Annotated in this window: 15 protein-coding genes and 1 tRNA gene; 7 read left to right on the forward strand and 9 right to left on the reverse strand. The window is 50.4% G+C overall.

Annotated features, from left to right (window positions below; all coding sequences use genetic code 11):
* Positions 1-316: 316 nt before the first annotated feature.
* Together COV06_01805 and COV06_01810 are read right to left on the reverse strand one after the other, a co-directional pair.
* The gene (locus COV06_01805) at positions 317-1,294 is read right to left on the reverse strand and encodes a hypothetical protein (GenBank protein PIR47711.1); all 978 of its coding nucleotides are present in this window, start codon (positions 1,292-1,294) and stop codon (positions 317-319) included.
* Positions 1,295-1,572: 278 nt separating this feature from the next.
* Positions 1,573-1,647 (reverse strand) — tRNA-Glu (locus COV06_01810).
* A gap of 125 nt (positions 1,648-1,772) precedes the next feature.
* On the opposite strand from COV06_01810, the gene COV06_01815 reads away from it, so the two are divergent.
* Positions 1,773-3,362: a hypothetical protein gene (locus tag COV06_01815; GenBank protein ID PIR47712.1), complete on the forward strand. Its 1,590-nt coding sequence runs from the start codon at positions 1,773-1,775 to the stop codon at positions 3,360-3,362.
* 108 nt (positions 3,363-3,470) lie between these two features.
* Here the strand turns inward: COV06_01815 and COV06_01820 are convergent, their stop codons facing one another.
* The 3 genes from COV06_01820 to COV06_01830 form a co-directional block, all read right to left on the reverse strand.
* A complete protein-coding gene (locus COV06_01820; GenBank protein ID PIR47713.1) occupies positions 3,471-4,100 on the reverse strand; it encodes a hypothetical protein in 630 nt (209 codons plus the stop codon).
* 117 nt (positions 4,101-4,217) lie between these two features.
* Complete coding sequence (locus tag COV06_01825; protein PIR47714.1) at positions 4,218-4,451, reverse strand: hypothetical protein; 234 nt, start codon at positions 4,449-4,451, stop codon at positions 4,218-4,220.
* 180 nt (positions 4,452-4,631) lie between these two features.
* Positions 4,632-4,841 (reverse strand): hypothetical protein, encoded by a 210-nt coding sequence (locus COV06_01830; GenBank protein ID PIR47715.1) that lies wholly within the window; start codon positions 4,839-4,841, stop codon positions 4,632-4,634.
* Positions 4,842-4,955: 114 nt separating this feature from the next.
* Here COV06_01830 and COV06_01835 point away from each other — a divergent pair, with 114 nt between their 5' ends.
* Genes COV06_01835 through COV06_01845 form a run of 3 tightly spaced genes read left to right on the forward strand, consistent with a single transcriptional unit; the run spans position 4,956 to position 7,504 of the window.
* Positions 4,956-5,330: a heat-shock protein Hsp20 gene (locus tag COV06_01835; GenBank protein ID PIR47716.1), complete on the forward strand. Its 375-nt coding sequence runs from the start codon at positions 4,956-4,958 to the stop codon at positions 5,328-5,330.
* 1 nt (position 5,331) lies between these two features.
* Entirely contained in the window at positions 5,332-5,574 is a 243-nt protein-coding gene (locus COV06_01840; protein PIR47717.1) for a hypothetical protein, read from the forward strand.
* On the forward strand, positions 5,504-7,504 hold the full coding sequence (locus COV06_01845; protein ID PIR47718.1) for a hypothetical protein: 2,001 nt from the start codon (positions 5,504-5,506) through the stop codon (positions 7,502-7,504). Before COV06_01840 ends, COV06_01845 begins: the two co-directional genes overlap by 71 nt.
* 372 nt (positions 7,505-7,876) lie before the next feature.
* On the opposite strand, the gene clpP is transcribed toward COV06_01845, so the two are convergent.
* Both clpP and COV06_01855 read right to left on the reverse strand, forming a co-directional pair.
* Complete coding sequence (gene clpP / locus COV06_01850; protein PIR47719.1) at positions 7,877-8,455, reverse strand: ATP-dependent Clp endopeptidase, proteolytic subunit ClpP; 579 nt, start codon at positions 8,453-8,455, stop codon at positions 7,877-7,879.
* A gap of 82 nt (positions 8,456-8,537) precedes the next feature.
* Positions 8,538-9,497 carry a hypothetical protein gene (locus tag COV06_01855; protein ID PIR47720.1) on the reverse strand — a complete coding sequence of 320 codons (960 nt, stop codon included), beginning with the start codon at positions 9,495-9,497 and terminating at the stop codon, positions 8,538-8,540.
* Positions 9,498-9,859: 362 nt separating this feature from the next.
* On the opposite strand from COV06_01855, the gene COV06_01860 reads away from it, so the two are divergent.
* Together COV06_01860 and COV06_01865 are read left to right on the forward strand one after the other, a co-directional pair.
* Positions 9,860-12,184: a hypothetical protein gene (locus COV06_01860; GenBank protein ID PIR47721.1), complete on the forward strand. Its 2,325-nt coding sequence runs from the start codon at positions 9,860-9,862 to the stop codon at positions 12,182-12,184.
* 433 nt (positions 12,185-12,617) lie between these two features.
* Positions 12,618-13,118: a 30S ribosomal protein S16 gene (locus tag COV06_01865; protein ID PIR47722.1), complete on the forward strand. Its 501-nt coding sequence runs from the start codon at positions 12,618-12,620 to the stop codon at positions 13,116-13,118.
* 296 nt (positions 13,119-13,414) lie between these two features.
* On the opposite strand, the gene COV06_01870 is transcribed toward COV06_01865, so the two are convergent.
* Both COV06_01870 and COV06_01875 read right to left on the reverse strand, forming a co-directional pair.
* The gene (locus tag COV06_01870; GenBank protein PIR47723.1) at positions 13,415-14,074 is read right to left on the reverse strand and encodes a tRNA (guanosine(37)-N1)-methyltransferase TrmD; all 660 of its coding nucleotides are present in this window, start codon (positions 14,072-14,074) and stop codon (positions 13,415-13,417) included.
* Positions 14,071-14,754, reverse strand: coding sequence for a hypothetical protein (locus COV06_01875; GenBank protein PIR47724.1), 684 nt, complete (start codon positions 14,752-14,754; stop codon positions 14,071-14,073). Before COV06_01875 ends, COV06_01870 begins: the two co-directional genes overlap by 4 nt.
* A gap of 89 nt (positions 14,755-14,843) precedes the next feature.
* On the opposite strand from COV06_01875, the gene COV06_01880 reads away from it, so the two are divergent.
* Positions 14,844-15,197 carry an RNA-binding protein gene (locus COV06_01880; protein PIR47725.1) on the forward strand — a complete coding sequence of 118 codons (354 nt, stop codon included), beginning with the start codon at positions 14,844-14,846 and terminating at the stop codon, positions 15,195-15,197.
* Positions 15,198-15,505: the final 308 nt, after the last annotated feature.

Genomic DNA, 15,505 nt, shown 5'->3' on the forward strand with positions numbered 1-15,505 from the left:
TGTTTTGCACGCGAAGGCTACGAAGTCTTCGGGGCAGGTAAATAGGCGACAGACTGCGCCGTGCATGACAAGGAAAACGACAAGTGGTATCGGGTAGAGGTGAAAAGCACAGATCGGCCAAAGCGACCTATACGACCAAGAATTTCAAACCTCGCCGGACGCGTAGACCTACTAGCAGAAGTAGTATTTTCTGATGACTCCGAACATCACAGTACGACCATGACGCTGACTTTGACGAAAATTAGTACAGAGGGACGAAGGGGTGAACGGTGTCCGATCTGGGAAAACGGGGATGTGAAAGGGTTCCTTGCTGGACCTAACGGCTAAGCATTTGACCAATTGATCTAAGGTTCGAGCTCTTAATTATTTCGCCTAGATTCCTTGTCTTTATTTCTTCGATGACCTTCGAATTTTCCTCGCGAGTTTTTAAGACTCTGTTAAGGAGTCTTTGGTTAGCGGTAACTACAAAACGACCCGCATGAAAGGCCACTCGTTTATTTACTTCTCTAACGATACGATGGTCTACGATCGCGACTGAAATGCCATCAAATTGATAACTCTTTTCCATTAGTAGAGTAGATCGTGGACCTATTGGTATGACGGTCTCTGTTATCGGACCGCAAGTAGTATAGCCAGTAGTTGTAACTAAAGGATTGTCACTACAAATAAACTGTCTCCCACTCGGCGCCACAAGTAATGTCCATCGTCGTTTGCTGTATTCACCCTTCATGAGTGGACCAATCATAGCCATTAATTTGAGATTATGATCATTACCTTCAACTTTCCATGTGATACCACTAGATGGATCAAGTGTATTCAATAACTCCTCTCGACTCGGTAATCCCTTGCCTGGATTCTCTGCTTTCCAGTCGATTTCAAACTCTCTAAATTTTTTCTTGTCACTCAATATGCTCAAAGCGCGATCGCGATGATCTTTTAGGGCGAGTTTATTCATCTGTTCATGACTGACAGGCGTGCGTACAGCCTGGAAACCAAAGTAATAGCAAAGGCTTTCACGTTCATCAGCCGATATATCCGAAACATCTAATGTTGCTAGCTTTGCGAGCGGTGCGGCTGCGGGACCCTCAATATCGTCTGCTAGCATTTCATCTATCGTAAAAGGAAGGTCCACAGGTGCATTCATCTCATAGTAATCTCTCTGGGCACAGATATTTCTTGGTGAGGTGATGAGTGATTTCTTCTCAGGGATCAAATAAGCAAATACCTGATCGTTTTCGTCAGCCCAGTGGCGAAGATGCATCTGCGCTACGACATGTTGATTTCTGGTCGGCATGCTCTTAATCTTAGCACTTTTTTATCAAATCACTAACGCTCCTAACGACGAGGTTCAGATTTATTAGATATCTTCTCAACGCATCGAGATGCCAGAGGACGCCAAAGACCCATTTATATTTATTAAAACCACGATGCAGCTTGTCATTACAGGGTAATGACCGCTGAAAGAGCGTCTGGCGTCGCTCTTTGGGTAGTGAGATTGTTTGTTGTATTAAAACCACACTTGAGCCCGTCCCTGCGGTACAAAAAAGCCCCCAGATATACTGGTGGCTTTTTTGGTGACCCCACCGGGAATCGAACCCGGATTTCCAGGATGAAAACCTGACGTCCTAACCGCTAGACGATGGGGCCATGGTATTGCTCCTCTTACAGGCAAATGCAATGCCAGAGCGCGGAGAATATACGACATTCCACAGGGTCTGTCAATCCTATTCCGCGTATCCATTGACGAATCCACCCTGATTGCTATATTCGGCGTGGAGGAGCGTCATTTTAACGCACCAATAGTCATCTATACCGGTACGCCGGTAAAGGGAGGTAACGTGACCAACCTGGGCGATACGTTTGGACCGTTTCAGCTCCAACGCCTCCTGGGCGAAGGAGGCATGGCCAAGGTCTATCTCGCGATTCAGCGCGGGGCACAAGGGTTTGAGAAGTCTGTTGCGCTCAAAGTGATCGACCAGCGCGTCACGGAAGACGACCGTTTTGTGAAGGCCCTCATCAACGAGGCGCGGCTAGGTGGTCAGCTCAAGCACCCCAACGTGGTGGAGATCTACGGGTTCGATCGCGTAGAAGGTCAGTACTACCTGGCCATGGAGCTGGTAGATGGATGGACGCTGGATCAGCTCCTCAAGCCAAACGGCAAGACGAGCACCCCGCTCCCCGTAACCATTGCATTGGAACTTCTGGTAGAGGTCTGTAAGGGTCTCGCCTATGTGCACGGTCTTGCGGACAAGCACGACACCCCCATGCACCTGGTGCACCGCGACATCAAGCCAGCCAACATCATCGTGAGCCGGGCAGGAGAGGTCAAGCTGCTCGACTTTGGTATCGCCAAGTCGGACACCAGTCTCTACAAGACCACCAACGCCGATGTCACCAAGGGAACCCCTGTCTACATGTCACCGGAGCAGGTGCGAGGTGAGTCTTTGGACGGACGCAGTGACCTATTTGCACTCGGAATCATCCTGCACGAACTCCTATCGGGTGAGGTGTTGCTGGCAGTAGGAACTCTTCTCGAGATCCTGAATCGGGTTCTCCAGTGCGAGCAACCCATTGTGCAGAATCGATTCAACGTGCACTCTCCCGCCATCCAGACGATCCTGAGGAAGTGTGTTCGTGCCAACGTCGGCGATCGATTCGCAAGCGCACAGGACATGCAAACAGCGCTCAAGCAAGCAAGAGCTGAGTTGGACGGGCCCACGCTGGTGGAATGGATCAAGGGAATGGCACCGCAAGACAGCCATCAACCATCCCCTTCCCCAACTCCCACTCCGGGACCCACACGTCAACAACAGACGCCCAAGCTTGCAAGTCCGGCTGTACAACTGGCGCCCGTGGCAGCCCCCGAGCCTACCGTGCATGTCACGGTCCCGGCTCCGGTGCAACCGTCACACAGGGTATGGGTCGGTGGCTTGGCAATCGGCGTTCCTGTGCTGGTAGCGATCGCTCTCATCTGGCCACGAGAGCCAGTTGAGCTTACTGCATCACCTCAAGCGTCGCACGTCGCCTCGTCGACTTTGCCAGGTTTAGGGGTTCTTCCCAACTTGGCGGTAGAACCAGGCCCGGCGTCCACGTCCCCGCGAGCCACTCGGCAACAACCGAGCCCCGCGCCCGTGGAAACAGGTACAGGAACACTGGTTCTCAACAGCCGACCATGGTCGCGTGTAGATGTCGATGGACAGTCCGTTGGCGTGACTCCTGTTCACGGATTCATGGTCTCCGCGGGTAAACACACGCTCGTGTTTCACTGCGGCGCCTGTTTGGATCAACAGGTCCAGACGCAGACCGTCACGGTAACCGTGGCCAATGGCGAGACCGTATCGCTCACTTCCGTTCGATTCTAATACGCATCCGCGTCCATGTAACCTTCCGTTACTGGCCTCGCAGATGCGTCAATTTTTTAAAAAAAGTGAGATCGACGCACCCCGTTCTTGGGTACGCCGATCCGTTGTTCACTGTTGGCTCTTCTTGATTCGCTTGTTCGCGCTCATCGCCGCCGCCACCGGCTGGTAGAGCGAGGCTATGGGATTTTTGAGATCCTCTCGGGAGATGATCGTGCCAATCCCCCTGTGGATACCCAAACCCCAAAACGGCGTATTGAGCGCGACGAATTCCTTCTCACCCAGCACAAACTCCAGACGCTGCGCAACCCTCCGTGTCACTTCAAAATCCGCACCTGGTAATAAGACCACGAACTCATCTCCACCCACGCGCGCCGCCGCATCCAATGGGCGCAGAACGGACAAAGAGTCCGTGTCGCCCGTGTAGACGGCGCCCAGAACCTTCCCCACGTGCCGCAACACATGGTCTCCCGTGGGCTGACCGTACGTGTCATTGATCTGCTTGAACCCTTGGAGGTCTAAAAAGATCACGCTCAAAGGTTTTCGCTCTCGCATGCACGTCGCCGCCATACGCAACAAGGTCTCTTCCATTCCACGGAGGTTCATTAACCCCGTGAGGTAGTCGGTTCGCGACATCCGTCGCTCATCCAAGAGCTGAGTCTGCAGTTCCCGAACGCGCGCATGAAGCGCCGCAACCGCTTCCGGCGAACAGTCGTCCGGCGGTGGTAAAGATGATTTCATGGCTCCTCCTTGGGCACTACATGCCAGCAAGCGTTCCGGAGAATCCGGTGCTCATCCACCATACAAACAAAAAAACAGGTATATGTCAACACCTGCCATCTACTCATGATGAAGGTTTTAAAAATCCATCATCGTGTCAAGACTCGGCGCCTCCCCCGAATATAACCGCACGAGTTCTGGCACGTCCTCTACACGCACGTCTCCCAACCACACATTGTCTGGCATCACGACCACGGTGACGCCCGTGCTACATTGCCCCAAGCACCCGGTGCGACTTACACGAATATCAAACGCCGCCTCTGCAAATCCTAATTTAAGTGCGTCATACACCTCCTCTGCCCCTCGTTGCATGCAACACGCACGGCCGTCAGGTCTGTCATTGAGGCAGACAAGAATTAATTTTCTGTACACGCGTTCTGGGGTTTTCATACTTTGTTGTGAGTTCTAAGTTCTGTTGATTCTATCAGCTAAAAAACGTGACCGCGGGACTCAAGGTGAGAATCCCGCGGCCTTCCACGTTGTTGTTGGCCCTCAGCGCATGCAGTCCGCCCGCGCTTGCACGTCCCTCGTCACTCCAACAGCCGCACGCCAAGCATGCGGATCCGCCCCGAGAAGCCCGTCGATCTCATCGCCGTTCGAGACTCTGGGACCTCGTCCCATCGTCACACCAGCGCGATTCGGCGACGCCTCGCTATTCTGACCGTCTCCCTGCTGTCCCTCGCCCTGTCCCTGCGACTGCATGACTCATCTCCGTGCTCTCATTTCGAGCTCGCAGATACTATTCTCATTTTCTCCTTCTGTCAATCATCCACAGAGAAGTTAGAATCCCCGCCATAATTCCTATATACTGTACCTATGGATTTACACATTGGCACAAAAGAGCAGGATTGGGCAGACGTTGTAGAAGGTCAGCTTTCTGTTGATATTTTTGAGACAGAGGATCAAATCATTATCCAATCCGCCATTGCCGGTGTTTCTGCAAGTGATTTGGACCTCTTTGTAAATGCGGACATGGTCACCATCCGAGGAACCCGCCAACGCGACGCACGCACAAACACGGCCACTATGCATTACGAAGAGTGTTTTTGGGGAGCCTTTTCCCGCACCGTTGTCCTCCCTTCTCACATCAAGCCAGGAGACGCACAGGCAGAACTCAAAGACGGAATCCTAACGATCACCTTACCCAAGGAGCACAAAGGAGGAGCATCTATACCTGTAACCGAACGTTAATATGTTGTCGCACGCACGCCCCGCCATTGTTACCAATCTCACCGATTCAACCATGGAGCTCACCCTAGACGATGTCTCCCTTACCTGGCCAAAATCCGAATTTCAAGAGATTTCCCTCGGTGACACCCTTTACCTCGTTCCCTTTACAAAAGCCGGCTTAGAAGAAGAACGCAATGAGATTGCCAAGTCTCTCCTCAACACCGTTCTCAACCCAACACATGAAGATCAACCTCAAGGAGAATAAGACACAACGCCTCGCTGCTATCAGTGTTCTTGGTAGTCTGTTGATTGTTTCGGTTATTGTTATTGCCGGCGTGAGTTATGCCTACGCGTATAACGATCGTTTTTTTCCAGGAAGTATTGTTGCAACCGTACCGCTCGGTGGTCTCTCCTATGAGTCAGGGCTCACAGCCGTCAATACACGCGTCGACGCGCTCATTCAGGAAGGAGCATCCATCACCATCAACGGAGAAACGCGCACCATTCCTTTGCAGATTCTTTCTCCTTCCGACCCAGATCTTACGCAGGATCTCGTAACCTTAGATGTCGCCCTATCTGTTCAAGACGCCTTCAACAAGGGACGCACACGGAATTTATTTGTGCGTGCCTGGGACATGGCGTTTTTGGGGCTCGTTCGTCCCTCTATGCCAATCCATGTGGAGACAAATCGCGAGGCCATTGAATCAAATCTGTTAAAAACGTTTGAGGATTATTACAACCCCGCACAGGAACCTACCTTTACAATTACCCATGTCGATGACGTGTGGGATGTGCAGGTTGTAGAGGGTCATTCTGGTCGCGCTTTCAATGTGGACGACGCGATTCATGCGTTTACTTCCATGATGACGCAGCTCAATAATTCAGAGGTACGCATTGCTCTCGTCGATGAGGACCCCCAGATTACTACCGAACAAGCGAGTGCGCGTGTGGATCAGGTTATGGCCGTTTTGGAGGCCGCGCCATTTGATTTTATCTACGAACCAAGTCGATTCGAGTCGTTTTCTTATAGCCTCGAGGCTGTCGACCTTGCGGATACACTCCAACTTGAACGCACAGCAGATGATCGCATAGCGCTCTCGGTTCCTGACTCGCTACCACTGTTTGAAACCATGACGCAGGACATCAACATCGATGCGCGCAACGCACGATTCGTGATGGAAAATGATCGTGTGCAGGAGTTTACGCCAAGCATCGAAGGACGCGCCGTAAATACGGATGCCGTTCGACTTGCACTTATAGACCGACTAAGTACATTTACGCCAATTAGTTCTGTCGTTCCTTCCAACGAACCAATCGCTATTTCTGTAGAACGCACAGAAGCCGACATTACCACCAATGAAGTGAACGATCTCGGCATTAGTGAGATTATAGGCGTGGGTGTTTCCGATTTTCACAACAGTCCCGCCAATCGTATTGCCAATATTAAGCACGGCATGAGTAAATTAAATGGAATGCTCATTGCACCTGGTGAGGAGACTTCGCTCCTGGAGCACTTGCGACCATTCACGATTGCAGACGGTTACTTGCCTGAGCTCGTCATTAAAGGTGATGAGATTATTCCAGAGGTTGCCGGAGGGTTGTGTCAGATTGGGTCTACCGCTTTCCGCGCTGTCATGAATTCCGGGCTTACCATTACCTCGCGTCGCAACCATTCGCTTGTCGTCAGCTATTACAACGACCTCACCAACGGCAACCCAGGAACAGACGCGACGCTCTACGACCCCGCTCCTGACTTTAAATTCATTAACGACACAGGTCATTACATCCTCCTTAATACCGAAATGGACATGGCCACAAGCAAACTCTACTTTACATTCTGGGGAACCAACGACGGACGTAAGGGTTACTACTCGCCTCCTGTTGTTCTCAACTGGAGTTCGGCAGGACCCGCTGTCACCACCTATACCACAAGCTTGGCACCTGGCGTTAAACGTTGTCAGTCGGCACATCCCGGCGCCAACACCACGTTCAACTATTTTGTGGAGCGACCAGATGGAACCGTGGAGAAAACCGTGTATGAGAGTCATTACCGTGCCCTACCCGCATCATGTCTTGTAGGTGTGGCGGCAGATAGGCTTGATCCAGACGGTAATCTGATTCCAGAGTCTGTCGAGCCTGCACCTGAGACTCCGATTATCGACGCTCCGGTAGAAGAACCGATCGCCGTAGAATAAAAAATAAAAACGCGCATCTCTTGGTGCGTGTTTTTTTTGTCTCAACGTTGTATCAAACGTGTAAAAAATTTCCACCCGTCGCCAGCGTACAAGAAGCTTACAATACAAGGAAGAGTCGAGCCGGAGCCTGAGTCATCCTGCGAGTAAACTCCATGCTTGTCGTGCACGCTGGCGACGAGAGGAAAATCACAGGTCGCCGCTAGCGACTGGGAAAGGTATCACGCGAAGGCCATCCTGTCAAGTCAGCGAGGCTCCTCGAATCATTGCAGGAAGCATTTTAACACACCTGTGGATAATTTATAAGGAAATACATACATTTTGCTCGTAATCCAAACAAAAACACCCCACCGGATCTCCGGCAGGGCGTTTGCTTTATTTGATAATCTTGTCAATGAGACCGTACTTCTTTGCCTCCTCCGAGGTCATAAAGTTGTCACGTTCTGTGTCATCTGTAACCTTCTTGAGTGGTTGACCGGTGTTTTTTGCCAAGATTTTATTGAGATCATCCTTCATCTTAAGAATCCGCTCCGCATGAATCTTGATGTCCGTCGCCTGCCCTTGTGTTCCACCGAGCACCTGATGAATCATAATTTCTGAGCTTGGCAGACAAAATCGCTTTCCCGGCTCCCCCGACGAGAGCAAAAACGCCCCCATACTCGCCGCCATTCCCACGCAAATCGTAGAAACATCCGGTTTAATGTAATTCATCGTGTCATAAATAGCCAGACCCGCTGTGACACTTCCACCCGGCGAGTTAATGTAGAGTTGAATATCCTTTGCCTTATCTTCGCTGGCTAAAAAGAGTAACTGCGCAATAATCGTATTAGCCACCGCGTCATCAATCGGACCGCCCAAGAAAATAATGCGATCTTTTAACAAGCGTGAGTAAATATCATACGCCCGCTCTCCATTGGCGGTTTTCTCTATCACGGTTGGGATCAAATAACTCATATGAATATAGATGTTGAACAGTAAAAGGTCGTGTGCAGATTATAGCAGATCTTCACGTAACGCGTGAACGATTTTAACAAAATTAAACCACACAAACACAGTCGTCAACAATCTTGATCACACCCTTTACACTGAATCCGCACGCACCGGGGTGACCCCCTCCGCCCGTAAACTGCTTCGCAATGCGCGAAACATCATTATTGATAGATCGCATACTCACTTTTACCATCCCATCTGAGAGTTCCTTCAGGAAAAAAATCACCTTTACATGGAGCGTTGCCTGCAGGTAATCATGGAGTTCTCCAATGATTTCCGATCCGGTGCCGGTAAGATCGTAATCTTCTTGTTTGACCCAAAGTATCGCTGTATCAAATTCCCTATGATACACAAGTCGGCTTAACAAAATGCCCCAAAGCTGTAATTGCTCAACGCCCATCTGACGCACAATGTTGTCGATCACTGTCTTAATGTTTCCTCCCTGTATGAGCAAAGCGCTCGCACGATCAATCGCATCGGAATTTGTTACGGGGTTGGAGAACATCCCCGTATCTGTGAGGATACCCGTCATTAAACATTTTGCCATGTCACGCGATAACGGTATGTTGTGGTGACGCAAATATTCGAAAACTACTTCACATGTAGACGAGACGTCCGAATGTACCACATTCACCTCACCAAACAGGGAGTTACTTGCATGATGGTCAAACAAAATGAGAGAGACAGACCGATGGAGCAGCGAAAGGATATCCTTCACATACGATTCGCGTGAGGAGTCGAAAACAATTACAAGATCAATCGTTGGATTCTGGATCACAGATCGGTCTTCTGTAGCTTGTTCTATTCCTGGCAAAAATCGTAAAGAGATTGGAATCGCAGACCCTGCCACGTGCGTTACGCGCTTGTTTTGCCCCCGTAAATACTCCGCGAATGCCAAGCTGGACCCAAACGTATCACCGTCAGAGCGCTCGTCAGTCAACAATAAAACATGATCGGCTGGGTCGATCAATCGCTTGGCTCGCTCAAATGTCTCAATCATGGTCATAAGCCGTGCAGCATACGTTGATTTGAGGTGTCCGTCAAGGGTCGCTCGGGTTATGCTTAAAAAAGTGACTCGGAAGTAGAGACACGTCTTCGTGCCTTCGCACTCAGAAGACAGCTAGCCAGGAGTAAGCCTTGTACGTCTCTATCCGATTGTCCCTTTTTGTAAACACAACCCTTCGCTCCTACATTACCTGATGATACATTCTTATTTGGTTGCGGAGCCCCCCGATCACAAAACCCTCGTCACAACGTTTGCCAGAATCCTTCGCGTTCAGAGAACAAATCTTTGCAATCTACCATCTACGATCGTGAGCCTAGCACCTTGAATACGTTTTCTCGTTTAGGGTTTATAAAGCTCGTCCCATGGGTCATTCTATGGAATCGTATCCCACCCCTTTCTCACGACCGCCCACAATCTGCTATAATCTGGCCATGTATTTGAAAGAGCTTACCTTGCAGGGATTCAAAACCTTTGCAAAGAAAACAACCATCCAGTTCATTCAACCAACGCACGATCGACGAGGCGTCACAGCTGTCGTTGGACCAAACGGGTCTGGCAAAAGTAACGTTGCCGATGCCCTTCGGTGGGTTTTGGGAGAACAAAGCATGAAGACATTGCGAGGCAAAGCGGCGCACGATGTGATTTTTTCTGGTTCTAACGGAAAAGGTCGCTCTGGGTTTGCAGAGGTTACGGTGCTTTTTGGTGAGGCGGACACGGTAGAGGGGGTCGATGCATCTGAGCTTTCTATTAGCAGACGACTGTACCGCGACGGAGAATCTCAATATTACATTAACAACCAATCCTCTCGCCTCTCGGACGTACACATGCTTTTGGCTCAGGCAAACGTTGGACAAAAAAGTTACGCCATTATTAACCAAGGACAAATCGATCACATTCTCGCCGCATCTTACGAGGAACGAAAGGCATTTTTTGACGATGCGACCGGCGTTAAACCACTCCAACTCAAGCGTCATAAGGCGGTACTGAAGTTGAATCGAACACGCGATAATCTGGGCCAGGCGGAGCTCCTATTAGAGGAGCTGGCACCACGTTTGCGAACACTTAAACGGTTGGTTAGTCGACTCAGCGAGCGAGAAGAAGTGGAGCGTGAGCTCAGCCTCAAGCAACTTGCCTACTATGGATCCCTCTGGAATCAGTTGCAATCCAAGATGCAAGCAGAGCTCGCTGTGTTTGCAACTCACGAGGCACAGGTAAAAGAGCAGCAAGCGGTTTTTGAACACGAACGCCAACAGTTTAAGGCACTCGAGCTTGCAGAAAAACAAGAGAACGCTCCCGAGCAGGGATTAGAAGAACTCTCCGAGCTCCAACGGCGATACGAGGTTCTTCAGGAGCAACGCAACCATGTGCGCGAGGAACGGTTCGAGCGTGAAAAATCTCTCGAGTTGGCAAGGGCGGCTTCTACCACAAGCTGGACACCGCTTCCCCTCACCAAGATTATTGAGGGAATTGCCGCGGTTGCAAGTAGCATAGGTAACCTCAAGGCAAAATTAAAGGACGGAACGCTCACCGAGCAAGATCTAGACCATGCCGAGGCGTCGTCGAGTGGATTACTGAATCGTTTGCAAAAACCCGCACCTGTCGAGCACACACCAGACCCAGAAATTCTCAAACAACTGGAGCGTTTTAAGACCGAAGATGCCAAGATCGTGATTGAGCTCACAACGCTCAAACAGGCCATGACAGACCTTGCATCGGCCTCAAAATCGGAGAAAAAAGAGCTGTTTGCTCTACAACACAGAATGCTAGAGGCACAGGAAAAACTGCATGCCCTCGAATCACGCCTCAATGAACACCGTGTCACACTTGCACGGATAGAGACACGCGCTGAGGACTTGGAACGAGACATGCGTCAGGTACTAGGTGAACGTATGGCCGAGGCAAAAGCTTCTAAAGAACAGGCTAATGCGGATGCACTCTACCCAGTCATTCAACAACTGCGACACAAATTAGATCTTATTGGCGGGATTGACGAGGAGACGGTTGCCGAGTTTGAGGAGGCTAAGGAGCGACATGACTTCTTGGACACGCAGATTGCGGATCTCGTACAGGCACTCAACGACACGGAGAAAATCGTCAAAGAATTAGATGCGCAGATTACAAGCCAATCCAATAAAACGTTTAAGGAGATTCAGAAGCACTTTGAGCATTACTTTAAGATCCTGTTTCGCGGGGGGACATGTGCACTTGTGGAGATAAAAGCTAAAGATCTCGCGCAGACGTCGGCAGATGAGACAAATTCCGTTACAGCGGAGGACGCAGAAGATGCGGCTCCTCCAATGAGTAAGCAGGAAGGCGAGCGCGTTGTGGGAATTGAGATTCAGGCCACGCCTCCCGGGAAAAAGCTCAAGAGTATCAATCTCTTGTCCGGTGGCGAGCGAGCGCTCACATCCATTGCGCTCATTAGTGCCATTATGGCCACTAATCCGTCACCGTTTGTGGTGTTGGACGAGGTGGACGCGGCGTTGGACGAGGCAAACACGGTGAGATTCGCAGAGATTGTAGAAGAGCTCGCCGGAAAGACACAGTTTGTACTTATTACGCACAACCGAGCTACCATGCATGCCGCCGACGCCCTTTACGGTGTCACCATGCAAAGTGACGGCATCTCGCAACTGATATCGGTCAAACTAGAGGAAATTGAGCAACAAGGAACCGCCCGGCGTTAGTCGGGTGGTTTTTTTCTTGACAGTTTTTTAGGTTTTTCCTACACTTGAGGCCTTCTCCCTCCGTGTTCGAAACCAGGTTACGAAAGGGCCTGCCTATCGTGTACGCTCCCATCAGCCCCATCAGCCTCCAGATCGTCTTCGGCTGGGGTCGCGCCTGCGACCTGCTCGATCCCGGCATCTGAGCACAACACTTCTTCCTCTGATCGGCGGCCCTCTCAGGGTGCGCCGATCAGTCTTTTTTGAGCGGTGTTTAAGAAAACAAAGACGATAAACACGCTCTTACAAGCTCATGCTTGACATTTTCTTGTATTTCTCGTATTCTCACACCACTCTCGCGATCCGTCGTGAAGGCAGATGGTCCAACGCCAGTTAATCTGGAATATCTCGTTGGTCATTATCTACCTGTTTGTATCTATTCCTATCTATCAATTACATGTTGTCTATCCGTTTTCAACGCACAGGAAAGAAGAAAGCCCCACAGTACCGCGTGGTGGTAACCGAAAAAACTCGTGACCCATGGGGAAAGCATAACGAGATCGTCGGACACTATAACCCTCGTACCAAAGAAGCGGTTCTTAAAGAGGATCGTATCCAGTACTGGGTAAGTGTCGGTGCACAACCAACCAACTCCGTTCGCAACTTACTCATTCGCTTGAACGTAATCAAGGGCGAAAAGGTAAAATCCATCACCATCAGCAAAAAGCGACAGGGTGCATTGGATGCTAAGAACACAGAGAAGATGGAGGCCCTTGCAGCCGCAGAAGAGGCAAAGAAGGCAGAAGCAGAAGCCAAGAAGGCGGCGGCTGAGGCTGAGAAAGCTGCTGCAGAAGAGGCAAAGGCAGCTGCAGAGACAGCACCTGTGGAAGAAGTACCTGCAGAGGTTGCTTCAAAGGTGCCAGAAGAAGAGGCTCCCGCAGAACCCGTTACAGAATAACCCAAAACGAGCTCATCCGAGCTCGTTTTTGTATAACTATATTTATTCTTCCCCCCTCCTTTTTGTTTCGCCAAAAAGGAGGCAAAAAGCATTGTGTCTGCACTGTGTGCGCCGTAAGACCCACGTCAACACTCCGCGTCGCTGCAGGTGTGTGCCGATCGTGGCGATTCATACAGAATCTTCAATTGGCTACACGGCTTCGCTCTACAGAAGAGCTTCGTTTATGCCAAGGTCTTACCGGCGTACTCGTGGGGACACGCGGAGGGAACTCTCGAAGATTGCTATATGGCGAGGGTCTATGTCTCCCCTGTTTTCCGATGTTCCTCTCGCCATTTGGCAATCTCCGCATGATTCCCCGACAGCAACACGTCCGGAACGCGCCAGCCCTTAAACTCCTCCGGCTTTGTATATTGTGGGTATTCCAACACGCCTTCTTCATTGTGTGATTCATCTGTGAGCGTATCATCATTGCCCAATACACCCGGAATATTGCGCACGATCGCATCCGTCATCGTGAGCGCCGGCAGCTCACCACCGGTCAACACATAATTTCCCACAGAAAATGACTCATCCACGAGTTGATCTTCCACCCGCTGATCCACCCCCTCGTACCTGCCACACACAAAAATAAGATGATCATACTCTTTGGCTAGACGCTGGGCATCCTTCTGCGTGAACATCTTCCCTGCCGCCGAAGTCATAATCACATACGTGCTCTTTCGCTTTAAAAACGGTTTGAGCTTTTTGAGTGCTGCATACATTGGCTCCACTTTCATAACCATTCCCGCGCCCCCACCATAGGGCGTGTCATCCACCTGCGCGTGTTTCCCCTCTGCAAAATCACGTAATTGCACAGCCTCAAGCTTGATCCCTATCCGCTGTGCGCGCCCCAAAATCGACCCGTCCAAATAGGGCTGAACCATCTCAGGAAACAATGTGAGAATTTGTATTTTCATACCTGTAGCAGTGCTTTTAGTAGATCTGCAGCCTGTTTATGACGCTTCCAGTCCGCATCGTTGGGTTTGAGCTCGTGCTGTTTTACGTCGAGCCGAGGAACAATCAGGGAAAAAATATCCTTGTGATCAGCAATCCCCCTGGGCTCAATGTTTCCAAGCTCTAACAGCGAATTTGCGGCATGATAGCGTGTTAAATACCCGGGTGCATGAGCCACACGGTCCAGCAACGCATCCACAATCTCTTGGTCAATCGGCAGCTTGCGCGCCGCAATAATCGTATCCAGAGCGTGAATTCCTCGATCTTCTGTAACCATCCCTATGATCAAATCATGATACAGGGTCTTTTCCTTCTCCGTCGCCTCTAAATCATATTGAAAAAGAAATTGCGCAAGTGCCGCGATAAATCCACCTTTCTCTCCGTGAGCAACAAGCGGTTTTATGACCTCTACTCCTTTTTGTGCATCAAACACTGCCCACGCCGGAATCGCATCCACGTCTTTTTCCTCAACAATTCCACGTGTGAGCATTTTTGCCGTGTGAAGTCGCTCCTGTGGATCTTTTATAGCCCGAATCTGCTCCACATCTGGTCCACCCTCATGCCACACCATGTAGGCCGGCCCAAACACACGTTCTCTAAACGCCTCGTAGGATTCGTTTGGATCAAATTGCTGCTGTTTCATAACGTGAGTTGACGTGTAATTCCTCTCTATACTATCATGCTTGCACTGACAGACGTCAGGGAGATTCTTATTAGACGTAACGAAACGCTATGGCTGAGCAAGATCAGCAGTTTGTCGAGGACGTGGTGAAAGCCATCGTCAATCATCCAGATGACGTACGCACAGAGCGTACCGTGGATGAACGTGGGGTGCTTATTACACTTCACACAAACCCAGAAGACATGGGGTATGTGATTGGACGCAGTGGTCAAACCGCGCGTTCCATTCGAACGCTTCTCCGAATTGTGGGAGCCAAGAACAACGCCCGTGTGACCCTCAAAATCATTGAGCCGGAAGGATCCACACATCGCCGACGCGACGAGATGGAACCCGAGGTTCAAGAAGACGAGGCTGGAATGGATGATGATATCGACACTTCAACCGTTGATGATCTAACCATCTAGTCATGCAACCGCTACAAGACCTGCACGCAAACGTGCGGGTCTTGTTTTTGTTGCGTTTTTTCTTGACAATCTCGTTTGCCATTCTGTATGCTTGTTTTTGTACAACGAGCTTCGGCTCAGAAAGGAGTCGGCCATGTTGGCCAACTTGCCGATCGACGGGCAGTGCCCGTCCCTCGTCTCGACGATCATCTGCGGGAGCTAGGCGCCCGTCTGCTCCAGCCCCCGCAGGGATCCTTCACCCCTTCTTCGGCCGACGCCCCACGGGCGCCGGCCGAACTCTTTTTATAACAGCTTTTATTGAATATTTT

This window comes from Candidatus Uhrbacteria bacterium CG10_big_fil_rev_8_21_14_0_10_50_16 (assembly GCA_002774875.1).
Classification (GTDB): Bacteria; Patescibacteriota; Patescibacteriia; order UBA9934; family UBA11717; genus UBA11717.